18 protein-coding genes and 1 pseudogene are annotated in these 24,253 nt (G+C 65.2%); 4 read left to right on the top strand and 15 right to left on the bottom strand.

Translation table 11 applies throughout. The annotated features are described in order from the left end of the window. Position 1 precedes the first annotated feature (1 nt). Both E8M83_RS18535 and E8M83_RS18530 read right to left on the bottom strand, forming a co-directional pair. Positions 2-439, bottom strand: coding sequence for a hypothetical protein (locus E8M83_RS18535; protein ID WP_137174828.1), 438 nt, complete (start codon positions 437-439; stop codon positions 2-4). Between the two features lie 68 nt (positions 440-507). Further along, positions 508-2,235, bottom strand: a complete 1,728-nt coding sequence (locus E8M83_RS18530) for a PQQ-dependent sugar dehydrogenase (protein ID WP_137174827.1) — start codon at positions 2,233-2,235, stop codon at positions 508-510. 157 nt (positions 2,236-2,392) lie between these two features. Here E8M83_RS18530 and E8M83_RS18525 point away from each other — a divergent pair, with 157 nt between their 5' ends. Both E8M83_RS18525 and E8M83_RS18520 read left to right on the top strand, forming a co-directional pair. After that, positions 2,393-4,309, top strand: a complete 1,917-nt coding sequence (locus tag E8M83_RS18525; RefSeq protein ID WP_170976856.1) for a prolyl oligopeptidase family serine peptidase — start codon at positions 2,393-2,395, stop codon at positions 4,307-4,309. Next, positions 4,236-4,532 carry a hypothetical protein gene (locus tag E8M83_RS18520; protein ID WP_137174825.1) on the top strand — a complete coding sequence of 99 codons (297 nt, stop codon included), beginning with the start codon at positions 4,236-4,238 and terminating at the stop codon, positions 4,530-4,532. Before E8M83_RS18525 ends, E8M83_RS18520 begins: the two co-directional genes overlap by 74 nt. Positions 4,533-4,832: 300 nt before the next feature. On the opposite strand, the gene E8M83_RS18515 is transcribed toward E8M83_RS18520, so the two are convergent. The 9 genes and pseudogenes from E8M83_RS18515 to E8M83_RS18475 all read right to left on the bottom strand — a co-directional run bounded on the left by E8M83_RS18515 (position 4,833) and on the right by E8M83_RS18475 (position 16,472). Further along, the gene (locus E8M83_RS18515) at positions 4,833-5,936 is read right to left on the bottom strand and encodes a ribonucleotide-diphosphate reductase subunit beta (protein WP_137174824.1); all 1,104 of its coding nucleotides are present in this window, start codon (positions 5,934-5,936) and stop codon (positions 4,833-4,835) included. Positions 5,937-6,055: 119 nt separating this feature from the next. Then, positions 6,056-8,992: a ribonucleoside-diphosphate reductase subunit alpha gene (locus E8M83_RS18510; RefSeq protein ID WP_137174823.1), complete on the bottom strand. Its 2,937-nt coding sequence runs from the start codon at positions 8,990-8,992 to the stop codon at positions 6,056-6,058. A 573-nt stretch (positions 8,993-9,565) separates the two neighbouring features. Next, the gene (locus E8M83_RS18505) at positions 9,566-11,014 is read right to left on the bottom strand and encodes a sigma-54 dependent transcriptional regulator (RefSeq protein ID WP_137174822.1); all 1,449 of its coding nucleotides are present in this window, start codon (positions 11,012-11,014) and stop codon (positions 9,566-9,568) included. Positions 11,015-11,017: 3 nt separating this feature from the next. Further along, positions 11,018-12,655: a nitrogen regulation protein NR(II) gene (locus E8M83_RS18500; protein ID WP_137174821.1), complete on the bottom strand. Its 1,638-nt coding sequence runs from the start codon at positions 12,653-12,655 to the stop codon at positions 11,018-11,020. A 23-nt stretch (positions 12,656-12,678) separates the two neighbouring features. Beyond that, complete coding sequence (locus E8M83_RS18495; RefSeq protein WP_137174820.1) at positions 12,679-12,933, bottom strand: PP0621 family protein; 255 nt, start codon at positions 12,931-12,933, stop codon at positions 12,679-12,681. A 1-nt stretch (position 12,934) separates the two neighbouring features. Further along, the gene (locus tag E8M83_RS18490; protein WP_137174819.1) at positions 12,935-13,738 is read right to left on the bottom strand and encodes an inner membrane protein YpjD; all 804 of its coding nucleotides are present in this window, start codon (positions 13,736-13,738) and stop codon (positions 12,935-12,937) included. A 90-nt stretch (positions 13,739-13,828) separates the two neighbouring features. Further along, positions 13,829-14,626: an ABC transporter ATP-binding protein gene (locus E8M83_RS18485; RefSeq protein WP_137174818.1), complete on the bottom strand. Its 798-nt coding sequence runs from the start codon at positions 14,624-14,626 to the stop codon at positions 13,829-13,831. A 1-nt stretch (position 14,627) separates the two neighbouring features. Next, complete coding sequence (locus E8M83_RS18480) at positions 14,628-15,485, bottom strand: ABC transporter permease (RefSeq protein ID WP_170976855.1); 858 nt, start codon at positions 15,483-15,485, stop codon at positions 14,628-14,630. A 12-nt stretch (positions 15,486-15,497) separates the two neighbouring features. Beyond that, positions 15,498-16,472: pseudogene (locus E8M83_RS18475) on the bottom strand (ABC transporter substrate-binding protein). Between the two features lie 241 nt (positions 16,473-16,713). On the opposite strand from E8M83_RS18475, the gene ffh reads away from it, so the two are divergent. Both ffh and E8M83_RS18465 read left to right on the top strand, forming a co-directional pair. Beyond that, positions 16,714-18,081: a signal recognition particle protein gene (gene ffh / locus E8M83_RS18470; protein WP_137174817.1), complete on the top strand. Its 1,368-nt coding sequence runs from the start codon at positions 16,714-16,716 to the stop codon at positions 18,079-18,081. Positions 18,082-18,313: 232 nt separating this feature from the next. Continuing rightward, complete coding sequence (locus E8M83_RS18465; RefSeq protein ID WP_005665240.1) at positions 18,314-18,694, top strand: SWIB/MDM2 domain-containing protein; 381 nt, start codon at positions 18,314-18,316, stop codon at positions 18,692-18,694. A 142-nt stretch (positions 18,695-18,836) separates the two neighbouring features. Here the strand turns inward: E8M83_RS18465 and E8M83_RS18460 are convergent, their stop codons facing one another. The 4 genes from E8M83_RS18460 to E8M83_RS18445 form a co-directional block, all read right to left on the bottom strand. Beyond that, entirely contained in the window at positions 18,837-20,210 is a 1,374-nt protein-coding gene (locus tag E8M83_RS18460) for an alkaline phosphatase (protein ID WP_137174816.1), read from the bottom strand. A gap of 19 nt (positions 20,211-20,229) precedes the next feature. Continuing rightward, a complete protein-coding gene (locus E8M83_RS18455; protein WP_137174815.1) occupies positions 20,230-21,687 on the bottom strand; it encodes an alkaline phosphatase in 1,458 nt (485 codons plus the stop codon). Positions 21,688-21,779: 92 nt separating this feature from the next. Beyond that, a complete protein-coding gene (locus tag E8M83_RS18450; protein WP_373995061.1) occupies positions 21,780-22,400 on the bottom strand; it encodes a lytic transglycosylase domain-containing protein in 621 nt (206 codons plus the stop codon). 5 nt (positions 22,401-22,405) lie between these two features. Next, a complete protein-coding gene (locus tag E8M83_RS18445) occupies positions 22,406-24,127 on the bottom strand; it encodes a proline--tRNA ligase (protein ID WP_137174814.1) in 1,722 nt (573 codons plus the stop codon). Positions 24,128-24,253: the final 126 nt, after the last annotated feature.

The raw sequence follows: 24,253 nt of genomic DNA, 5'->3' as shown, positions 1-24,253 counted from the left end.
GTCAGAGACCGAACGGGCCGTACCAGTAAGTGATGTCGATGACGCCGCCACGCTTGGCAACATAGGCCTGGCGCGTCTCGCAGTTAACAAAGAGCGAGCGGAAGGTGCCATCGAGTTGCGGGCTGCGGGCGCCAGCCGGATGGCTGCCGTAGGGGACCAGCGGCGAGTCCGGCGAGGCCCGCACCTGCGACTGCCCAGGTTTGGGATAGGTGTTCGTGTTGAGCATGCCGGTCAGCTTGAAGCCGCCCTTGACATCGCGCTCCACGGCCTGCCCGATCAGGCTGTCGCAGGCTTGGCCGGGCGGCGTCTTCGCACGCTCGCCCAGCACCAGCGGCGGCTGGATTACCGGCTCGGGCTTCCTGGCGGCGCAGGCACTAAGGACCAATGCCGCCAGGATGGCGACGTGTCCGCAAGCAGATGAGGCGGTCCGTTCACGCATGCTGTCCTCCGGGGATCGATACGGCGAGCGCCGCGTCGATCCATCTTAGCGCAAGCGCGCTCGCCGATCTAGCGTTTCGGGACGGCCTTGGGCACGACCCGCCACACTATGCCGCCGGCATCGTCCACCACCAGCAAGGCGCCATCGGCCGCGACTTCGACCGCGGCCGGACGGCCCCAGACATCGCGGTCGCTGATCACCATGCCGCTCATGAAGTCCTGGTACTGCCCGGTCGGCGCGCCATCCTTCATGAATACGCGCGCCACCTTGTAGCCGGTGCGTACGCCGCGGTTCCAGGAGCCGTGCAGCGCGACGAAGATCTCGCCCTCGTACTCTTTCGGGAAAGCGTGCCTGGCGCCCTTCGGCGCGTGGTACACCACCATGCCCAGCGGCGCCGAATGGGCCTGCAGCAGCACGTCCGGGGTGATCGTCTTGCCCCTCAGGTCGGGACGGATGCCTTTCAGGCGCGGGTCTTCGTTGTCGCCGATGTAGTACCACGGCCAGCCATAGAAGCCGCCCTGCTTGACGCGGGTGAGGTAGTCCGGCGGCAGGTTGTCGCCCAGCGCATCGCGCTCGTTCACATTGCACATCACGTCGCCGGTCGACGGATAGACCAGCATGCCGACGCAGTTGCGCAGGCCGGTCGCCCACGTGCGGCGGTTCTTGCCGTCCGGGTCGAAGGCCATCACGGTGGCGCGGTCGGTCTCGACGCCCCAGGCGGCGCCTACGCCATGGCGCTTTTCCCATTCGGGCAGCGGCAGCGGCGGCTTCGGTCCGATGTCGGCGGCGACGTTGGTGGCCGAGCCGATCGACAGCAGCAGCGTCTTGTCGTCCTTTGAAAACGCCAGGGTGCGGGTGGTGTGGCCGCCGCTGGTCTCGGACAGCTCTGGGATCACCACCTCGGCCGCGGCGCGCGCCTTCAGGTCGCCGTTGCGATACGGGATGCGTACCACCGAATTGACGCCCGCCACGTACAGGTATTGCGGATCGGCGCCCGAGGGCCAGAACGCCATGCCGTAGGGACGCGACAGGCCGCTGGCGAACACCGCGGCGGTATCGGCCTTGGCGCCGTCCTTCGAGCGCAGCGCCTTGACGTCGCCGGCGCCGGTCGCGGCCAGGAACAGGTCGCCGTTCGGCGCGCGCAAGGCCACGCGCGGCTTGTCGTCGTCCTGGGCGAACACACTGACCTCGAAGCCGGGCATCACGCTCGGGATCGAGCCGTTCGGACGCGCCTGCACGCGCGGGCCGTTGCCGGCGCTCTCGGTGGCGAACGGCTTGGCCAGGTCGTCCGGCTTGAAGTGGAAGACCTTGCCGGGCTGGGTGTCGTCCCAGGAACCGGCGCGCTCGGCCGGCTTGGCGGCGGCCGGCGCTGGAATCGTCGCTGCGGTGGCGCCGGCAGGGCCTTGCAGGCTGGCCAGGTAGTCGATCAGCGCCGTGCGCATCTTCCGGTCCGGCAGGCCGACCGGCATCGTGGTGCCGGGCACGCGTTTGGATGGATCGGCCAGGAACACATCGAGTTCCTCGCGGGTCCAGACCGTGCCCGCCGCGCCGGCCTTGGCGAGCGCGCCCGAGTAATTGAAGCCGGGGACGCCGGCGGCCTTGCGGCCGACGACGCCGAACACGCCGGGACCGGCCAGCGGCGACAGCCTGGAGTCGACCGTGTGGCAGCTTGCGCAGTTGTTCTGGAAGATGGTGCGGCCAATGGTGACTTGGGGCGCGGAGGCGGCTTGGGCGACGGATACCGTCGCCAGGCTGGCGAGCATGAGGGCATGCAGCGTCAGGGATTTGGCTTGCAAGGTTGTCTCCTGGTCAGGCTTGAAAAGTCGCCATCATAGGACAAGTCTTCGGCGCGCACGCATTTATCCGTGCTGGATGCACGTCCAAAGACGTATTGCCCGCCCAAGGGCGAGGTTGCTATCGTCCGTCCCGGAAAACAAGCTCGCAAAAAGCCATATGATCAAGCGCCGTCACCTTCTCGTTTCCGCCGCTGCGCTGGCCGCCGGCGCCCTCGCGCCAGCCCTGGCGGCCGGCACCCGGCCACGGCCCTGGCCACTGCCGCCGCAACACCGGCGCGTGCCGCGCGACGTCGGCGGGCTCGGTTACCACCGGATGGACGACTATTCCTGGTTCCAGCCGCGCGACTGGCATGCCGTGCTGCGCGCGCCCGATGCGCTGGATGCGCCGATCAAGGCGGCGATAGAACTGGAGAACGCCTACACGGACGCGATGCTGGCCCCATCCGCGCCACTGCAAGAGGCACTCATCGCGCGCATCGCCCAGCTCGATGCCATCGCCGGCGCGCCCATCGACAATCCCAGGTTCGGCGAGAGCGTCTCCTCGCCTGACGGCCGCTATCTGTACTGGACCGGCCGCAGCGGCAAGGACGGTCCATTGACGGTCTTGCGGCGCGAGATCGGCAAGCCGGGCGACACCCTGATCCATGAAGAAAACGACCCAGCCCTGTCCATCGGCCTGCGTACCACGGCCGCCGGCGGCTACCTCGTCATCAGGATGGCAAGCGACGACATGACCGAGCTGCGCCTGGTGCCGATGGACCGCCCGACCGCCGCCCCGCTGCTGGTCGAGCCGCGCACGCCGGGCCTGCACTACGACGTCGACGAATGGAATGGCCGGCTGCTGGTGCTGACCGACGCCGACGGCGCGCTCGACTTCAAGCTGATGACGGCCTGCGCTGCGGCTCCCGGCCGCGCGCACTGGACACCGCTGGTGGCGCACGAGGCGGGCCGCTTCATCACGGCAGTGCATCCCTTCGCCGGCTACCTTGTGCGCGAGGAAATGCGCGACGCGCTGCCGCGGCTGGTGGTAATGGCGCCCGATGGAACGGAGCGCGAGGTCGCGTTCGCGGAAGCCGCCTACACGATCGGCGTGCCGGCCAGGCAGGACTGGGACGCGCCGGCCATGGCCTTCGACTACCAGTCGCCACGTTCGCCGCGCGCCGCCTTCACGCTGGACCTGGCCAGCGCCAGGTGCGCGCCGGCCGGCCCGCCGCTCGCATCCGCCGCCTTTGACCGCGAGCGCTACGAGGTGCGGCGCTTGTGCGCCAGGGCCGAGGATGGCGCGCTGGTGCCGCTCACGGTCACGCTGCGCAAGGGCCAGCAACTCGACGGCAGCGCGCCGCTCCTGATGAACGCCTACGGCGCCTATGGCATCTCGATCGACGCCGCCTTCCATCCCGCCGTGATCGCCCTGGTGGAGCAAGGCTTCATCCACGTCATCGCCCATGTGCGCGGCGGCGCCGAGCGCGGCACGCAGTGGTCGCGTGCCGCGCTCAAGCAGGGCAAGAAGAAGACCTTCACCGACTTCATCGCCTGCGCCGAACACCTGATCGCCGAGCGCTACACCAGGCAGGGACGCATCGTGGCCTATGGGATGTCGGCCGGCGGCCTGCTGGTGGGCGCGGTCTGCAATATGCGCCCCGAACTGTGGGCCGGCGCGATCGCGCAGGTGCCGTTCGTGGACGTGCTGACCTCGATCGAGCATTACGAGGATCATCCGCTGGGCACGACGCCATTCCCCTACTGGGGCGATCCGCGCGTGCCCGAGGAACACGCTTACATGGCCAGCTACTCGCCTTACGATCGCCTGCGCCCGGCGCCGTATCCCGCCCTGCTGGCGCTGGGCAGCGTGAACGACGATATGGTGGCGTTCTGGGAACCGCTCAAGTTCGCGGTCAAGGCGCGCAGCCTGACCACGGCCGGCAATCCGATCCTGTCGCGAACCTTGACGCACGCAGGGCATATGGGCGATCCGGATCCCGCGGCGCAGCGCGCGCAGCATGCCTTGTTCATCGCGTTCGCAGTGTGGGCGGCGGATCGAAAATGGGGGCAGGTGCCGCAGCGTCCAGCGTAGGGCTGGCGACGCGCAGGCGCGCCGTCCCTGCCGAAAGAAAGATGTATTTCATTACACGCTGGACCGCTGGCGCGCCTACGTACAGCTGGACAATGCGACCGACCGCCGCTACATCAGCAGTTATGCGATCCGCAACCGCTCGGGCATCAACGACAGCGTCTTCTTGCCTGGCAACGGCCGCAGCCTGCTGGCCGGCGTCCATTACCACCATTACCAGTTCTGACCATGACCACGCACGCAGAACTGATCGCCGACGGTCGCCACGACCTGTGCACCGAAGCCTAAGTAGCGGCGCTTGTGCATCGCTGAGCGGCTATGGCTTGGTCACCAGTGGGCGAATCGGCCGGGCGAGGCGCATCAAGCTATACGGCGGCGAGCTAGCGCAGCGCGAACATCGGGGTCATGCCGATATCGGCGTCAGCGCCAATATCGGGGTCAGGTCTGACATTCGGAACGTCAGACCTGACCCTAGCTTAAAAATGAACCCCGCTTGCACGGGGTTCATTTTTTTGAACTGTATGACTTAATCCCAGCTCAGCGTACCACCGGTCTGATACTCGGTCACGCGCGTCTCGAAGAAGTTACGCTCCTTCTTCAAGTCAATCATCTCGCTCATCCAAGGGAACGGATTCTCTTCGTTCGGGAACAGCGGCTCCAGGCCGATCTGCACCGCGCGACGGTTGGCAATAAAGCGCAGGTAACCCTTGAACATGGGAGCGTTCAGGCCCAGCACGCCGCGTGGCATGGTGTCTTCGGCGTAGCGATATTCCAGGTCGACCGCTTCCAGGAACAGGGCCTTGATCTCTTCGCGGAATTCCGGGGTCCACAGCTGCGGGTTTTCCATCTTGATCGTGTTGATCAGGTCGATGCCGAAGTTCACGTGCATCGACTCGTCGCGCAGGATGTACTGGTACTGCTCGGCCGCGCCGGTCATTTTATTTTGACGACCGAGCGCCAGGATCTGGGTGAAGCCGACGTAGAAGAACAGGCCTTCCATCAGGCAGGCGAAGACGATGATCGACTTCAGCAGCTTCTGGTCGTTTTCGATGGTGCCGGTCGTGAACTCGGGGTTGGTCAGGACGTCGATGAACGGGATCAGGAACTGGTCCTTGTCGTGGATCGATTCGATCTCGTTGTAGGCGTTGAAGATCTCGCCTTCGTCCAGGCCCAGCGATTCGACGATGTACTGATAGGCGTGGGTGTGGATCGCCTCTTCGAAGGCCTGGCGCAGCAGGTACTGGCGGCACTCGGGGGCGGTGATGTGGCGGTAGGTGCCCAGCACGATGTTGTTCGCGGCCAGCGAGTCGGCGGTCACGAAGAAGCCCAGGTTACGCTTGACCAGGCGGCGCTCGTCTTCCGACAGGCCGTTCGGGCTTTTCCACAGTTCGATGTCGCGCTGCATATTCACTTCTTGCGGCATCCAGTGGTTGGCGCAGCCGGCCAGGTATTTGTCCCATGCCCATTTGTACTTGAACGGCACCAGCTGGTTGACGTCGGTCGAGCCGTTGATGATGCGCTTGTCGTCGGCGTTGACGCGCTTTGCCACGTCAAGCGCAGGAGCGCCGTCGAGATTGGTGGCTTGTGGTGCGCGCGGGGCGCTGGTTGGTTCGTCGTCCCAGGAGAGCATGGTGATTTCCTTCTGTCGTGACCTGGCGCGCGCTGGCGCGGTGAGGTCACATGGTGTGTTGATATCGATGATGGATGGTGCGGGCCGACCTTCTGGTCGGCCCGCACCCGGTTACAGCATTACTGGCAGGCTTCGCATTCCTCGAAACCGTCGTCGCCCGGACGCAGGTAGCAGGCGGCGCCGTCGGCTTCCGCAGCGGTCGCTGCTGCCGCTGCTGCTGCTGCTGCGACTGGCGCGGCGGCGGCCGGTGCTGCATGACCTGCCTGCAGGCCGCCCGAGACCGGCACGGCGTTCAGGGCGCCGGTACGGGTGGTCGACTTCTCCAGGTGGGTCGCGGCGATGGTGCGCAGGTAGTAGGTGGTCTTCAGGCCACGCAGCCATGCCAGTTTATAGGTCTCGTCCAGTTTCTTGCCCGAGGCGCCGGCCATGTAGATGTTCAGCGATTGGGCCTGGTCGATCCACTTCTGGCGGCGCGAGGCGGCTTCCACCAGCCACTTCGGCTCGACTTCGAAGGCAGTTGCGTAGATGTCGCGCAGGTCTTGCGGCACGCGGTCGATCTTGGACAGCGAACCGTCGAAGTACTTCAGGTCGGCGATCATGACTTCGTCCCACAGGTCGCGTGCCTTCAGGTCGCGCACCAGGTAGGCGTTGATCTCGGTGAATTCGCCCGACAGGTTCGACTTCACGTACAGGTTCTGGAAGGTCGGCTCGATGCAGGCCGACACGCCGATGATGTTCGAGATGGTCGCGGTCGGAGCGATCGCCACGCAGTTCGAGTTACGCATGCCGAACTGCTTGATGCGCTCGCGCACCGGGGTCCAGTCCATCGATTCGCTGGTGTCCTGCTCCAGGTAGCCGCCGCGTTCTTCGGCCAGCAGCTTGATCGAATCCTGCGGCAGGATGCCGCGGTCCCACAGCGAACCGGTGTAGGTGTCGTAGCGGCCGCGCTCTTCGGCCAGCTCGGTCGAGGCCAGGTAGGCGTAGTAGCAGACCGCTTCCATCGAGGTGTCGGCGAACTTGACGGCTTGCTCCGACGCGAACGGGATGCGCATCATGTGCAGGCAGTCCTGGTGGCCCATGACGCCCATGCCCACCGGACGGTGGCGCAGGTTCGAATTGCGCGCTTTATCGACGGCGTAGTAGTTGATGTCGATGACGTTGTCCAGCATGCGCATCGCGGTGCGGATGGTCTTTTGCAGCTTGACGTGGTCCAGGCCATCGCCCTTCATGTGCTGCGGCAGGTTCACCGAGCCCAGGTTGCAGACGGCGATTTCGTCGGCGCTGGTGTTCAGGGTGATCTCGGTGCACAGGTTCGACGAGTGCACCACGCCCACGTGCTGCTGCGGCGAACGGATATTGCATGGGTCCTTGAAGGTGATCCATGGGTGGCCGGTCTCGAACAGCATCGACAGCATCTTGCGCCACAGGTCCATGGCTTCGATCTTCTTGAAGACCGCCATTTCGCCGTTGGCCGCCTTGGCTTCATAGGCCAGATAGGCTTTTTCGAAGGCCTTGCCGGTCAGGTCGTGCAGGTCTGGCGTCTCGGATGGCGAGAACAGGGTCCAGGCGCCCTTTTCCATCACGCGCTTCATGAACAGGTCGGGAATCCAGTTCGCGGTGTTCATGTCGTGGGTGCGGCGGCGGTCGTCGCCGGTGTTCTTGCGCAGGTCCAGGAATTCTTCGATGTCCAGGTGCCAGGTTTCCAGGTAGGCGCAGACCGCGCCCTTGCGCTTGCCGCCCTGGTTCACCGCCACGGCGGTGTCGTTGACCACTTTCAGGAACGGGACCACGCCCTGCGAACGGCCGTTGGTGCCCTTGATGCGCGAACCCAGCGCGCGCACTGGCGTCCAGTCATTGCCCAGGCCACCGGCGAACTTCGACAGCAGTGCGTTTTCCTTGATGGCGTCGTAGATGCCTTCCAGGTCGTCGCCGACGGTGGTCAGGTAGCACGACGACAGCTGCGAGCGGCGGGTGCCCGAGTTGAACAGGGTCGGGGTCGAGCTCATGAAGTCGAACGACGACAGCAGGTTGTAGAACTCGATGGCGCGCGCTTCGCGGTCGTCTTCGCGCAGGGCCAGGCCCATCGCGACACGCATGTAGAAGGCCTGCGGCATTTCGATGCGCACGTCGCGCACGTGCAGGAAGTAGCGGTCGTACAGGGTCTGCAGGCCGATGTAGCCGAACTGCAGGTCGCGGTCGGCGACGATGGCCTTGGCCAGGCGCTCGAGGTCGTACTTGCCCAGCTCTTCGTCCAGCAGCTCGTTCTTGATGCCCTTGGCGATGTATTGCGGGAAGTAGGTCAGGTATTCGGCGGCGGCGCCGGCTTGCGGCACTTCGTGTTCGAAGACTTCCTTGCGGATGGTATGCAGCAGGATGCGGGCGGTCACCTGGCTGTAGGCCGGGTCCTTTTCCATCAGCGCGCGGGCAGCCAGGATGGCGGACTTGTACAGCTCTTCGACCGGCACGCCGTCGTACAGGTTTTTCAGGGTCTCGGCGACGATCGCGTCGGCGTCGACGTGCTTTTCCAGGCCCGAGCAGGCGGCATTGACCAGGGCGTGGACGTCATTGATGTCCAGCAGGCGGCGCGCGCCGCCGTCGACCACGTGGATCTGCGGCGCGGCGACCGGGGCGCCACCTTGCGCTTCCTTGGCGGCGCGGCGCTCGTCCATGCGCTTGGCGCGGTACAGCACGTATTCACGGGCGACGTCGTGTTCGCCCGAACGCATCAGCGACAGCTCGACCTGGTCCTGCACGTCTTCGATGTGGAAGGTGCCGCCGTTTGGCTGGCGGCGCACCAGCGCGGCCACGACGTTACCGGTCAGCTGTTCCACCAGTTCGCGGATGCGCGCCGAGACCGCGCCCTGGCCGCCGGCGATCGCCAGGAAGGCCTTGGTCATCGCGACCGAGATCTTGTTCGGCTCGAAAGCGACGACGGCGCCGTTGCGGCGGATGACGCGGTAATCGCCGCGCGCGACGATCTCGGCCGGGGTTTGGCCCGTCGACGCCGATCCTGGGGTGACGTGTTGGTTGATCGAGATGTTCTGTGCTGTTTGCATTGAGCCTCCAGGATGAGCGGTCGGACCGCCTTTGTACACGAGGACCGGGTGGCGGCTGGCGCCATGGTCCGTCAACAAAAATTAAAGCAAAACAAATCCCCGCCAGCCGGTGGCCGATGCTGGCAAACCAGAGAAGCAGGGTAAGAATAATTAAATAAAGCTTGTCAGCAGCTGCTTAATAGACAAGTCGCTGAACAAATTTGTGGGCAACTTGTGGACAACATGCGGACAACTCGCCGCTGGCCAGAAACCTAGTGTCTTTCGATCCACTACCACTACATCTAGTGCCGAGCTTTGATATGAGACTAATTGTAGTACCTCGCTTGCGATCGAGGCAAGCTAATAAATGGCCATTTTTTTTGTTTTTTGGCGTGCGCAGTCTTGACATTTCCACGCCGCACAAAAGAAGGGGGGCACGCGGTGAGCGAACACTAACATCAGAAAAATCTGCACCAAATCGGCTGCTTACGCGCTAGTCAAAAGAGGGCAACCATGCTCCGCCAAGGCGCATTATGCACCAAAATAATTACCGCAAAGTAACATGAATTGGCAACCGATTGTGCCGGTGGACGCTCAATCGTCCGGCGCGCAGATGTCCAATTTCTGCATCTGGTAGCGCAGCTGGCGCACGCTGATCCCGAGCAGGCTCGCCGCCTGGGTGCGGTTGAACTGGGTCTGCTGCAGCGCGCGTCCGATGATGTCGCGTTCGACCTGCTCCAGGTATTCGGGCAGGTTGCTCGGCAGTTCGGCGGGGCCGAGGGCGACCGGGGCGGCCATCGGCCTGGGCGGCGGCGTCTGCACCACTTCCACCGGTGGCGGGACCGGCGCCGGCGCCGCGGCAGGCGTCATCGTCTCGCTCCGCCCTGCTTCCACCGGCCGCGCCGCCTTGAGCGACAAATCGCCGACCTGGATCACGCCATCGTTGGCAAACGCCAGCGCCCGCTCAAGCACGTTCTCCAGCTCGCGCACATTGCCGGGGAAGGAATATGCCTTCAGGGCGTCCAGCACGCCCGGCCCGAGCGAGGCCTGGCCAGGCCCGGCCAGCCGGTCCAGGATGCCGTTCGCCAGCAGGGCCAGGTCGTCCAGCCGCTCGCGCAGCGGCGGCAGCGCCAGCTCGATCACGTTCAGGCGATAGAACAGGTCCTGCCTGAACTTGCCGGTTTCGACGCAGCGCGCCAGGTCCTGGTGGGTGGCGCTGATGATGCGCACGTCGACCGGTTCCTCGCCCGTGGCGCCAATCTTGCGCACGCGCCGCTCCTGGATCGCGCGCAGCAGCTTGACCTGCATCGCCAGCGGCAAGTCCGCCACTTCGTCCAGCATCAGGGTGCCGCCATTGGCGGCCTGGAAGAAGCCGTCGCGCTCCTCGGCGGCGCCGGTAAAGGCGCCCTTGCGGTAGCCGAAGAACTCGGCCTCCATCAGGGTTTCGGGGATCGCGCCGCAGTTCACCGCCACGAACGGTTTCGAAGCGCGCGAACTCTGGGCATGGATCTCGCGCGCGGCCAGTTCCTTGCCGCTGCCGGATTCGCCCGTGATCGAGATGGGCGCCATCGAGCGCGCCAGGCGCGCGATCTGCGCGCGCAGCGACTGCATCGCCGGCGAATGGCCGATCATGCGCGACGCAATTGCCCCACCATCAGCCGCTCCGCCTCCATTTTCGGACAGTTTCAAGGCCGAGCGCACCATCACGCGCAGCGCATCGAGCGCCACCGGCTTGGCGATGTAATCGAAAGCGCCGGCCTTGAGCGCCACCACCGCGTTCTCGGCGCTGCCGTAGGCGGTGATCACCGCCACCGGCGTGCCCTTGCCCGAGGCGGCGATCTCGCGCACCAGCTCCAGCCCCAGGCCGTCCGGCAGGCGCATATCGGTCAGCACCAGGGCGTAGTCATGCTGTTCAAACAGGCTGCGCGCCTGGCGCAGGGTGGCCGCGCTGTCGACGTCCAGGCCCATCTTGAGCAGGGTGATCTCGAGCAGCTCGCGCAGGTCGGCTTCGTCGTCGAGCACCAGGATGCGGGGCGCGCTCATGGCTTACTCGAGCGCGAAGGTGATGACAAAGCGGCCGCTGGCCTTGCGCGGCCCCAGCGCGGACGGATCGAACCGGTATTCATAATCGAGTTTCGCATCGTTGTTCAGGCACAGTTCGCGCGCCAGGTAGAGTCCCAGGCCGGTTCCCTTGCTCGACGTAGTATAGAAGGGCTCGAACAGGTGGTCGCGCACTTCTGGCGTGATGCCGGGGCCGTCGTCCTGCACGTGCAGCTCGCGCCGCCCGGCGGCGTCGCGCGCCGGGAAGATGCGGATGCTGGCCGGCTGGCGGCTGGCATAGCGCACCGCGTTGTTCAGCAGGTTGAGCAGCACCTCGTGCAGGTGCAGCGGGTCGAAGCGCACCGCGCTGCCGCCCGGATCGCCCATATAGACTATATCACTGGCCAGACCGTGGATTTCGCAGAACTCGGCCTTGAGCTCATCGAGAAAGGCGGCCAGCGCCACCGGTTCGCCGTTCGGTTGGGCCTTGCGCGACAGCTGCAGGATGTCTTCGACCATGCGGTTCACGCGCGTGACGTTGTCGCCCACGATCTTCAGCAGGCGCACCTCGGCCGGGCCGTGCAGGTCTTCGGCCAGCAGCGCCGTCGCGTGGCCGATCGCCGACAGCGGGTTACGCACCTCGTGCGCGATGCTGGCGGTCAGGCGGCCCATCGAAGCCAGCTTGAGTTGCTGCGCCTGGTTCTCGATGGCGCTCACGTCCTGCATGAAGATCACGCTGCGGCCGGCGGCTTCGCTGCCATCGGCCACCCGCGCGAAGCGCAATTTGAGGTGCACCGGCTGGTCGCGCCGGCCGCGAATTTCAGCGTCGCCATCGCCAGCGCCATCGCCTTCGCGGTAGGGCTTGAGGGTGACGAATCCCTTGTCGTTGTCGGGTGCGGTGCGCCAGGCGTCGAAGGCCAGCGCCACCGGCTCGAAGGCCGGCACGGCGTGCAGCAGGAAACCGGCGTCAGCCTGCAGGCCCAGCATGCGGCGCGCGGCCGGGTTGCCGGTGAAGACGGCGCCGTCCTCCCCCACCACCAGGATGCCGTCGCCGACGTCGGCGATCACGATCTCATTGATCGCCTGCTGGATGCGCAGGTCGGCGCCGCGCTGGGCCGCCAGTTCTTCTTGCTTGAGCAGGCGCGCCGCGAGGCGATTGACCATCAGCACGCCGGCGAAGAAGGCGGCGCCGAACAGGCCGGCCTGCATCAGCGGCGGGTCGCGACCCTCGACCACCAGTTGCCAGAGGTTCAGGCCGAGCAGGAACAGGGTCGCGACCGCCGCCGAGAACAGCGCCAGCACCAGCGGCGCCAGGATCGCGGCGCCGGCCAGCGGGAACAGGTACAGGATGCCCAGGCCGCTGCGCATGCCGCCCGCCGCCAGGTACAAGAGCGAGATCACCAGCAGGTCGACCGCGATCTGCACCCCGAGCTGGATCAGGAAGCGGCGCTGCCAGCGCGCCGCCAGCGCGAACAGCGCCGCCGCCACCACATAGAAGACGCAGGTCTCAGTATTGACCGGGTCGGGCCGCAACTGCCCGCTTTCCAGGTCGACGCCCAGGTACAGCAGCAGCACCAGCGCGATGACGATGCGGGTGACGGTGAAGGTCTGGAGCGAACGCCACAAGGTGACCCGCGCTCCCATCGAGAGGCCCCTGGAAGCCGTCGTCACGCCTTGGGTGGCGGCAGGCGTACGTGGCCTGGCGAGCAGTAATCGAGGCCGTCGGCCTTCACCGATTCGGACGCCGGGAAGTACATGCCGCAGTGCGCGCACTGGGCCATGGCCTCGATCTGGGCGGCCGGGGCGGCAGGACCACGTGCGGCGTTGGGCGGAACCCCATGCTTCTTGACCATCGCGCGCAGCTTGCTGCGCGCGGCGAAGACGATGAGGACGATGAGGGCAATCCAGAACAAGATACGCATATCAGTAGACTCCCCGGTGCAGGACGACTTCGAGCACGAAGCGGCTGCCGACGTAGGCCAGCGCCAGGGTGGCGAAGCCTGCCAGCGTGAAGCGCAGCGCGGTCTTGCCGCGCCAGCCCTGCCACCTGCGCCCGGCCAGCAGCGCCGCGAACAGCGCCCACGAGAGCAGCGCGAACACGCTCTTGTGGTCGAGCAGCAGCGGCCGGCCGAACACCTGTTCGGAGAACACGAAGCCCGACAATACCGTCAGGCTGAGCAAGACGAAGCCGATCCAGATCACACGGAACAACAGTTTTTCCATGGTGAGCAACGCCGGGAGCTGGTCGAGCGCGGAGCCAAACCAGCCGCCACCGGCGGTGCGGGTGTGCAGCCGCGTCTCTTGCAGTGCCATCAGCACGGCGTGGAACGCGGCGATGGTCAGGGTGCTGTAGGCCAGCACCGCGACCGCGATATGCCAGCCGAAGGCGGCGCTCTTGCCGGCCAGCGGCGTCAGGGTGCCCGGGAACAGCAGCGGCAGCAGGGTGGCCGCCGCCGCGAACGGCATCACCAGGCGGCGCAGGCTGTCGAGGGCAAAGTTACGGTTCTCGGCCCAGTAGGCGGCCACCGACACCCACAAGGCGCTGGAAATCATGATGGCGAAACCGACCCGCAGCCGTCCCGGCACCATCACGTCCATGCCCAGCGCGACGCCATGCAGGGCCCAGGCCCCGGCGGTCACGCCCGAGATGACGGCACCCAGCCGCGATGGCAGCAGGGCGCATACCGCGTACAGGAAGGCAGCGGCAAGGAAGAGGGAATTCTGCATAATAAGAGTCTACACCATCGGCGCGAGCCGGGGGGAAGCCCCCACCCCGCCGATGGCCACGTCCGACGAACATATATATATGTCGGATGTTCAATCGACCGCCGCCATCCGCAACTCATCGTTGTGATGCCGCTCCTGCTCTTCCATCACCATCAACCCGAGCTCACGCTTGAGCAGGTTGAATCCAGGCGCGGCCGGATCGCGCGGACGCTCGAGCTCGAGCACCACATCGCGCTTGATCGTCCCCGGCCGGTAGGTCATCACGACGATGCGGTCGGCGAGATAGATCGCTTCTTCGATGCTGTGGGTGACGAACAGGATCGTCTTCTCGAGCTCGGCCCACAGGCGCAGCAGTTCGTCTTGCAGGTTGCGCCGGGTGAGCGCGTCGAGCGCGCCGAACGGTTCGTCCATCAACAGGATCGGCGAATCGAGCGCCAGCACGCGCGCGATCGCCACCCGCTGGCGCATGCCGCCGGACAGGTCTTTCGGGTAGCGGGCGCGGAAATCGGCCAGCGACAGCAGCCGCAGCAGCTCGTCGACCCGGCGGTCGATCTCCGGCCCGCGCATGCGCTTGATCTCGAGGCCGAAGCGGATGTTCTGCTCGACCGTCATCCAGGGAAACAGCGCGTATTCCTGGAACACCATGCCGCGCTGCGGCCCCGGCCCGGTCACCGGGCGGCCATCGACCAGGATCGCCCCGCTGGACGGCGGCGCGAAGCCGGCCACCGCGTTGAGCAGGGTCGATTTGCCGCAGCCGGACGGCCCGAGCAGGCAGGTGAACTGCCCGCGCTCGAGCGCCAGGTCGATGCCCTGCAGGGCCACCACTTCGCGGCCCTCGCCGCCGAACACTTTATTGACGCCTTCGATACGGATATGGATGTCGCTCATGTCAGTGCTCCAGGCCGCGGTGCCAGCGCAGCAAATAATTGTTCAACCGATTCACGCCGATGTCGATCACCAGCCCCAGCACGCCGATGCTGATCATCCCGGCGATGACCTTGTCGGACCAGAAGTACTCGCGTGCCTCCGAGATGCGGAACCCCAGGCCGCTGTTCACGGCGATCATCTCGGCCACGATCACGACGATGAAGGCGGTGCCGATCCCGATCCGCACGCCGGACAGGATGTAGGGCACCGCCGCCGGCAGGATCACGCGCATGAAGATCGTCAGCTTGCCGGCCCCCAGGTTGTGGGCCGCACGCAGGTAGATGCCGTCGACCTGGCGCACGCCGGCGATGGTGTTCATCAAGACTGGAAAGAAGGCGCCGATCGCGATCAGGAACACCGCCGGCGGATTGCCCAGCCCGAACCACAGCATCGCCAGCGGGATGTAGGCGATCGGCGGGATCGGCCGCAGCACCTGCACCAGGGGATTCATCCAGGCGTGGACGCGCCCGCTGGCCCCCATCGCCAGCCCGAGCGGCAGCGCCAGCCCGGCGCCGATGGCGAAGCCCACCACCACCCGGTACAGGCTGGCGACGATGTCAAGCGGCAGCTCGCCGGACAATGCCCACTTGATCCAGCCGCCATCGCCATACTGGGCGAACGGCTCGAGCGGCAGCAGGTAGGCGACCCATTTGCGCCACACGTCCAGCGGCGCCGGCAGCACCTGGCGGTCGACCAGGCCGCTGGCCGCCACCCATTGCCAGAGGGCGATGGCCAGCACCGGCACCACCAGGCCGGTGGCCGCATCGTTCCACCGGATGGCTTTGCGGCGCGGCGTCTTGCGTCGTTCAATGCGTTCCATGGTCATTGTCCCTCATTGGATGTTCAGGCTTTTCTTGGCCGCGGCCAGCAGGTCGGTGCGGACCCAGTCGCTGGCCAGCGGCGGACGCGCCATCCGCCCTACCCCGGTCTGCGCCATGACGTCGGTGGTGACCTGGATATGCTGGGGCGTGATGTCGTAGGAATACGGCGAGTTGGCCATCGCGGCGCGAAAGTCCGCGACCGTGATCTGGCCCCGGAACATCGACTGGCGCACGTAGTGCTCGGCGATGTCGGGGCGGTCGATGAAGGTGCGCGTGGCCTGGACGAAGCAGCGCATGAACTTCTCGGCCACCGGCCGGCGCTCGCGGTAGAACTTCTAGGTCATGACCATGGTCCGCACCGGTTCGCCGATCGGCGTCCCGTAGGGCTTCATGACTTCCATCCCGAAGCCCATATTGATCGCCTGCGACGATTGCGGCTCGGACTGCATCATGGCGTCGATGTGCCGGCCCAGCAGCGCCTGGTTCAGCTCGGGATAGGACAGGTAGACCAGTTGCACGTCCTTGCGGCCGGTGGTGTCGGCGCTCAGGCGATTGCGCGCCAGCTCGGCCATCAGCAGCACTTCCTGGATGCCGCCGCGGGTGACACCTACCCTTTTGCCCTTGAGCTGGAGGATGGACGAGATGCGCAAGTCGGGCCGCGCCACCAGCCGCGCCCCGCCGCGCGCGAAGCCGGCCACCACCACGACCTGGGCGCCGCCGGCGCGGCCCTGGATCGCGGCTTCGGATGCGGTAGCGCCCACGTCGAGTTCGCCGGCGATGATGGCCTGCATGATGTCCAGGCCCTTGGCGAACATCTTTTCCTCGACCCGGATGCCGCAGCCCGGCGCGATTTCCTTGATATAGGACACCGCGCCGAAGTGGGCCAGTTTGAGATTCCCCAGGCGCACGACGTCCTGGGCTGCGGAAGTACCGCCCACCGTCACGAGCGTGAGCGCGACCAATGTCTTGCCAAACACCTGCCTCATAACTATTTCTCCTGGCTCGATTGTTAGGATTAATGCTCGCGGGAAAGGCGAGTAGGCAATACACCATGGCGGGGGCGGCTCGTGTTTGCGGTATGCCAAAAGGCGACAGCGTTGGCGAAAAATGGATGGGACAGGCCGGGTTCGGCGCGATGGGGTATGCAGCGGGACGGCGCTGCAAGGTAAAATGATGCGTTGGCGACCTGCGCCAAGCCTGAATTGCGCTTATTTCTATTAGGTAGACATGCTAGATAACCTCACCCAACGCCTTGCCAAGGTCGTCAAGACCATGCGCGGCGAGGCCCGCCTGACCGAGGCGAACACCGCGGAAATGCTGCGCGAAGTGCGCATGGCCCTGCTCGAGGCCGACGTGGCGCTGCCGGCGGTGCGCGAATTCATCGCCAAGGTCAAGGAAAAAGCCCTGGGCGAAGAAGTCGTCGGCTCGCTGTCGCCCGGCCAGGCCCTGGTCGGCGTGGTGCAGAAAGAGCTGGCCGCCCTGATGGGCGCCGACCTCGGCCCCGAGGCAACCCAACTCTCCTTCGCCCAGCAGCCGCCCGCGATCATCCTGATGGCCGGCCTGCAGGGGGTGGGCAAGACCACCACCACCGGCAAGCTCGCCAAGTACCTCAAGGAACAGAAAAAGAAAAAGGTCCTGACCGTCTCGGCCGACGTCTATCGTCCCGCCGCGATCGCCCAGCTCGAATCCGTCACCAGGCAGGTCGGCGCCGACTTCTTCCCTAGTACCGCCAGCGACAAGCCGGTCGACATCGCCCGCAACGCGCTCGACTGGGCCAAGAAGCACTACCACGACGTCCTGATCATCGACACCGCCGGCCGGCTGGGCATCGACGAGGCGATGATGCAAGAGATCGCCGCCGTGCACGGCGCCGTGAATCCGGTCGAAACCCTGTTCGTGGTCGACGCCATGCTGGGCCAGGATGCGATCAATACCGCCAAGGCCTTCAACGACGCCCTGCCCCTGACCGGCATCGTGCTGACCAAGCTCGATGGCGATTCGCGCGGCGGTGCGGCGCTGTCGGTGCGCCATGTGACCGGCAAGCCGATCAAGTTCGCCGGCGTGTCCGAAAAACTCGACGGCCTGGAAGCCTTCGATCCTGCCCGCATGGCCAACCGCGTGCTGGGCATGGGCGACATCCTGGCGCTGGTCGAAGAAGCGCGCAAGGGCGTCGATGCCGAGGCGGCGGCCGAACTGGCCAACAAGATCAAGGTCGGCGGTCGTTTCGACATGAACGACTTCAAGGCCCAGCTCACGCAAATGAAGAAAATGGGCGGCATGGCCGGCCTGATGGACAAACTGCCGGCCCAGTTCCAGCAGGCGGCGGCCGGCGCCAATATGGGCCAGGCCGAAAAATCGGTGCAGCGCATGGTGGGCATCATCGATTCGATGACCCCGCTCGAACGCGCCAAACCCGAGCTGATCAAGGCCAACCGCAAGCGCCGCATCGCGGCCGGCGCCGGCGTCCAGGTGCAAGAAGTTAACCGCATGCTGAACCAGTACGACCAGATGCAGACCATGATGAAAAAACTCAAAGGCGGCGGCCTGATGAAGATGATGCGCGGGATGAAGGGCATGATGCCGGGCATGCGTTAATCTGCATGTCGATCGATAGAGACCGCGCAAAGTTTCGCTTTGCGCGGTTTTTTTTCGTTTCGTGTCAGCGAATTTTCGTTCTCATGCGTTGTTGTGTGCGATAACGCCCATTCGAGGGGTTTTACGAGTGAAAAAGTTTTGAAAAAGGCTTGCACGAACTGTAAAACGCTACCAATATAGGCGTGCGATAAATTACGCACTTTTCCACGTGTTCGTTTTAGGAGGCTCGAAGATGGCAACAGCCAAAAAAACCACTGCAGCGCCAGCAAAAAAAGCCGCTGCCAAGCCTGCTGCAGCGGCCAAGCCGGCAGCAAAAAAGGCAGCACCAGCAGCTAAGTCGGCCGACAAGCCGGCAGCGGCGCGCAAGCCAAATGCTGCTTTCATGAAAGCCATGACCCCGTCCGCCACGCTGGCCGCCGTCGTCGGCGACAAGCCGCTGCCGCGTACTGAAGTGACCAAGAAGGTCTGGGATTACATCAAGTCGAAAGACCTGCAAGACGCAGCGAATCGCCGCATGATCAATGCCGACGACAAGCTGAAAGCAGTTTTCGGCGGCAAGGCACAAGTCTCGATGTTCGAAATGACCAAGCTCATTTCGGATCACCTGAAATAAGCCACGGCTCTATTTCAATAAGCTTCAAGCTTAAAAAAAAGCCCCGGTTTCAAACCCGGGGCTTTTTGTTATTCAGCTGTAAATAATAGTGGCAACTGGTTAATGACCTTTCGGATCGAAGCTGCACTCCGATCCGGATCCGTTACAAACCGGCGGCCGCTTTCATCAGGTGAAATACCCCGATATTCTCGATCGTTCCCTTGAATGGCGCCGATCCAGCCCCGGTCGCATACAGCTTGACGTCGCCGCCGCCATGGGTTTCCGACGATTTGTGCACGCCGGTTTCCTGGTGGTAGTCGTCGCTCTGCGCCACCACGCTGTCGACATCGGTTCGCGCGTCAGGACGGTTCGGGCCGTTGCCGAACACCAGGGTGGTGAAGGTCTTGCCGTCCGCATCCTTCTTCGGCTCGCCCGACGCATAGTCGCGCACGATGTCCGTGATCGGGTTGCCGCGCTTCGGATAGCCGTTGATCTGCATCGTGTGGTCATGGTCGGCTGTCAGCACGATCAGCGTGTTCTGCAAGCCCGGATCGATGACGCGCATGCGCTCGATCGCCAGCTGCAGGGCGTCGTCGAAGGCCACCGTCTCTTCCAGCGCGTGCTTGGCGCGGGTGTCGTGCAGGGCGTGGTCGATCTTGCCGCCTTCGACCATCAGGAAGAAGCCGTTCGGGTTCTTCGACAGCAGGTCGATCGCCTTGCCGGTCATCTCGGCCAGGGTCGGCTGCTCGGGACGGCGCTGGTAGGCGTAGTCGAGGTGGCTGGTGGCGCTGAAGATGCCGACGAATTTGCGGCCTTCCCTGGCCGACATCATGCCTGCGCGGGTGCCGGCCACATAGTAGCCGGCGCCGGCGAATTCGGCCATCAGGTCGCGCCCGTCGGGGCGGCCCTTCGGATTGGTGGCGGCGTCACGCGGGGTGAAGTGATTGCGCCCGCCGCCCATCAGCACGTCGACGCCATCGCCCAGTGCCGGATTGTAGCCGGCGCCGCCGGGCACGATCTGCTGCGCGATCGTGTACACCGCGTCGCGGCTGCAGGTATGCGCGAAGGTCGACGCCGGCGTGGCGTGGGTCAGCTCGGTGGTGGTGATGGCGCCGGTGGCCTTGCCCTGGGCCTTGGCCAGCTCCAGGATCGTCACGGCCGGCGTGCCGTTGTTCGGGCCGCACTGGTCGACGCCCTCTTTCGTCGGGTCGATCGGCCGCGCGCCGGCTTGCGAGATGACGTCGTTGTTCATCTTCACGCCGGTCATGTAGGCGCCCATCGACGGTGCGCTGTCGGTGGTCTGGTAGTCGAGCGAATAGGTCTTGACGCGCGCGGTGCGCTCCATCAGGCGCTCGAAGTGCAGCAGGCTGTCTTCGCCGCCGCGATGGATGCGGGCGGCGGTGATCACGGTCGGGCCCATGCCGTCGCCCAGGAAGAAGATGATGTTCTTCGCTTTTTGCTGGGCGGCGGCGGGGGTGGTGAATGCAGCGGCGCAGCAAGCAGCCAGCAGCAGCGGGGTAAAACGTTTGAAAGTCATGGTGGCTCCTGGTCGCGGCCTACAGGCCGGCGGCGGTCTTGATCAGGTTGAACACGCGGGTGTTGTCGATGGTTCCGCGGAACAGTTCGGCGTTGGCGCCGGTCGCACCCAGGTAGACGTCGCTGCCGCCATGGGTCTCGGCGCCGGTACGGGTGCGCACCACGGCTTCCTGGTGGTAGTCGTCGCGCGTCACGACGTCGTCGGTCAGGTGCACGCTGCGGTCGCCCGCGTGGCGCTGCTCGCCGGTGCCGAAGCCGATGATGGTGTAGGGCTGGCCCTTGCCGTCCAGGCTAGGGGTGCCGTCGGCGTTGCGCACCAGGCCGAGCACGCCCGGATTGGTCGGCGTGGTCTTGCCGGTGCGGGCCGCGTAGCCGTTCAGGATCAGGGTGTGGTCGTGGTCGGCGGTGGCGACGATCAGGGTGTTCTTCAAGCCCGGGTCGAGCGCTTCCATGCGCTCGATCGCCGCCTGCAGCGCGGCGTTGAACACGACCGTCTCTTGCAATGCACGCTTGCCGAGGGTGGCGTGCAGGGCGTGGTCGATCAGGCCGCCCTCGACCATCAGGAAGAAGCCGTTCTTGTTCGGCGCCAGCAGCTCGATCGCCTTGGCTGCCATCGCCGGCAGGGCCGGCTGGCGCGCCGGATCGCGGGTGGCGTCGTAGTCCATGTGATTGGCGGCGAACAGGCCGACCGCCGGCTGGCCCGGGGTCAGGGCCGCAAATTGCGCGGTGTCGTTCACCACGCGCAAGCCCCTGGCCTGCAGCTCGGCCAGCAGGTCGCGGTTATCAAAGCGCTTGCCGCCCTTCGCGAATGGCGTGAAGTGCTGGGCGCCGCCGCCGAACAGCACGTCCAGGCCACGCTCGCCGAGCGCCTTGTTGTAGCCGGCGCCGCCCGGCACCAGGCTGGCGGCGATATCGGTTTCCAGCTTGCGGTGGCAGGCGTGGGCATAGGTCGCGGCCGGGGTGGCGTCGGTGACGCTGGTGTTGGTGACCACGCCGACCGCCATGCCGCGGCGCCTGGCCAGTTCGAGCAGGGTGACTGCGGCCGTACCGCCTTGGTGACCACCTTCGCAGCGGCTGACCAGGGCATTGCCGTTGGCGTCCTTGCCCGGCGCGACCGAGCGGGTGCCGAAGGACATCGAGACCACGCCGTTATTGTGCTTCACGCCGGTCATGTAGGCGGCCATCGAGGCCGCGCTGTCGGTCACTTGCGCATCGTTCGAGAAGGTTTTTACGAAGGCCGACTCGGGCAGCTTGTCGATCGCCAGCTCGCCGTCTTCGCCGGCGGCGAAGATGCGCGCCGCGGTCAGGGTGTTGATCCCCATGCCGTCGCCCAGGAAGAAGATGACGTTCTTCGCGCGCTGGTCGACAGCGTTGACGCCTTGCGCGGCGGCGGTGGATGGGTTTGACGCGGGTGGCGGCGTCGCGCAGCCGGCGAGTGCCGCCAGCAGTGCGGCGAAGGCAAGAGTGGTCGGTCGCATGCAGTCCTCTGCTTGGGAAAGCGGAAAGTCTACACTGTCAACGTGACATGTTGGTGAACTGAAATGTTGGGGTTTTGTACAGCAGGCTTGGGTTAGATGCCGTGCTTGTATTCCCATTTCTTCCACGCCGCCAGCACCGCGTTCGGGTACTTCGGCTTGCCGCGGCTGCCGTTGTAGCGGCCCAGCGCCAGGTACAGGTCGCCGCGCTCCATGTCGATATACATGCGCAGGATCGCGCAGCCGTAGCGCAGATTGGTCTGCATATGGAACAGGCGGCGGCGGTCGCCGTCGCCGATGACCTTGGTCCAGAACGGCATCACCTGCATATAGCCGCGCGCACCCGCGATCGAGATCGCATACTTGCGATAGGCCGATTCGACCTGGATCAGGCCCAGCACCAGCCCCGGATCGAGGCCGGCGCGGGTCGATTCGTACCAGACCGTCTCGAGGAACTCGGTGCGGGTCTGGACGTCGGGCATGCGCTTGACGAGCCGGCCCGACATGGCGTCGAGCCAGCCGTGATAGCGCACCCGCGCCGCCTCGTTGCGAAAGGTCGGCCGCGGCGGACGCGCGTCGGCGATGGCGTTGGCCAGGGCCAGGCGCACCGAATCCGACAGCGCTTCTTCTTTCTGGTTGCCGGCGAACGCCTCGCCCCCACCCAGGCCGAAGGCGCACGCGAGCACGGCGCCTCCTAGCAGGGAGGCCAGGCGCATCCGCATCACTTGCCCAGCTTGCCCTTGATGAAGGCGACCATGTCCGCCACAGCGACGGCGCTTGCCGCTTCGTCGCGGCGGCCTTGATATTCAAGGTTGCCTTCTTTCAGGCCGCGCTCGCCGATCACGACGCGGTGCGGCACGCCGATCAGTTCCCAGTCGGCGAACATCGCACCCGGACGCAGGCCGCGGTCGTCGACGATGACGTCGATGCCGGCCGCCTGCATGTCGGCGTACAGCCTTTCGGTGGCTTCTTTCACCATCTCGCTGCGGTCCAGGCCCATCGGGCACAGCACCAGCTCGAACGGCGCGATCGAATCGGGCCACACGATGCCCTTGTCGTCGAAGTTCTGTTCGATCGCAGCACCCAGGATGCGGGTCACGCCGATGCCGTAGCAACCCATCTGCAGCGGTGCGGGACGGCCGCCTTCGTCGAGGAAGGTCGCGCCCATCGCTTCGGAATACGCGGTGCCGAGCTGGAACACGTGGCCCACTTCGATGCCGCGCTCGATCGCCAGCACGCCCTTGCCGTCTGGCGAGGCGTCGCCCTCGACCACATTGCGCAGGTCGGCAACCGTTGGTTCTGGCAAATCCCGGCCCCAGTTGGCGCCGGTGTAGTGGGCATCAAGCTCGTTGGCGCCGCACACGAAATCGGCCATATTGGCGACAGTGCGGTCGGCAACCACGTTGACCGGCAATTTGGTATCGATCGGACCCAGGTAGCCCGGCACGGTGCCGAACACCTCGAGGATTTCGGCTTCGGTCGAGAAACGGAAGTCCTTCAGGCCGGCCACTTTCGATACCTTGATCTCGTTGAGTTCATGGTCGCCGCGCAGCAGCAGCACCCAGAAGCTCTTCTTGCCTTCTTCGCTCTCGACGGTCAGGGCGATGGTCTTGACGGTCTGCGACAGCGGCAGCTTCAGGAACTCGGCCACGCTTTCGCACTTGGTCTTGCCCGGGGTCGGGGTCTTGGCCAGCGCCTGGCTCGCCGCGCCGCGGGTGCCGGTGGCGACCGCTTCGGCCGCTTCCATATTGGCCGCGTAGTCGGAATCGGGGCAGTACACCAGCGCGTCTTCGCCGGTGCTGGCGATGACGTGGAATTCATGCGAGCCGGTGCCGCCGATGGCGCCGTTGTCGGCCGCCACCGCGCGGAACTTCAGGCCGAAGCGGTTGAAGATCCGGGTGTAGGCGTCGAACATGGTCTGGTAGGACTTCTGCATGCCTTCGAGGTCGCGGTCGAAGGAATACGCATCCTTCATCGTGAATTCGCGGCCGCGCATCAGGCCGAAACGCGGACGGCGCTCGTCGCGGAACTTGGTCTGGATGTGATAGAAGTTGACCGGCAACTGGCGGTACGACTTGATCTCGCTGCGCACGACGTCGGTAACTACTTCTTCGGACGTCGGCTGGATCGCGAAATCGCGGCCGTGACGGTCTTTGACGCGCATCAATTCATCGCCCATCTTGTCCCAGCGCCCGGTTTCTTGCCACAGTTCGGCCGGCTGCACCAGCGGCATCAGGAGTTCGATCGCGCCCGCACGGTTCATTTCTTCACGGACGATCGCCTCGACCTTGCGGATGACGCGCAACCCGACCGGCATATAGGTGTAGATGCCGGAACCCAGGCGCTTGATCATCCCGGCGCGCATCATCAGCTTGTGGCTGACGATCTCGGCATCGGAAGGCGCTTCTTTAAGAGTTGAAATAAAAAATCGTGAGGCGCGCATATCAATGAATTCTTTTTAAAAAGAGAGGGTTATAATCGACCTAATTTTAAAGGATTAGCCGGCTGATGCGTCCAAACTTTCTACAAACTGGGGCCGCAACCAGCAGCATCTACCGCGCAAGCGGTG

Origin of the sequence: Massilia sp. HP4 (assembly GCF_005222695.1) — a bacterium.
GTDB lineage: Bacteria > Pseudomonadota > Gammaproteobacteria > Burkholderiales > Burkholderiaceae_D > Telluria.
This window is presented reverse-complemented; position numbering and strand designations above follow the sequence as displayed.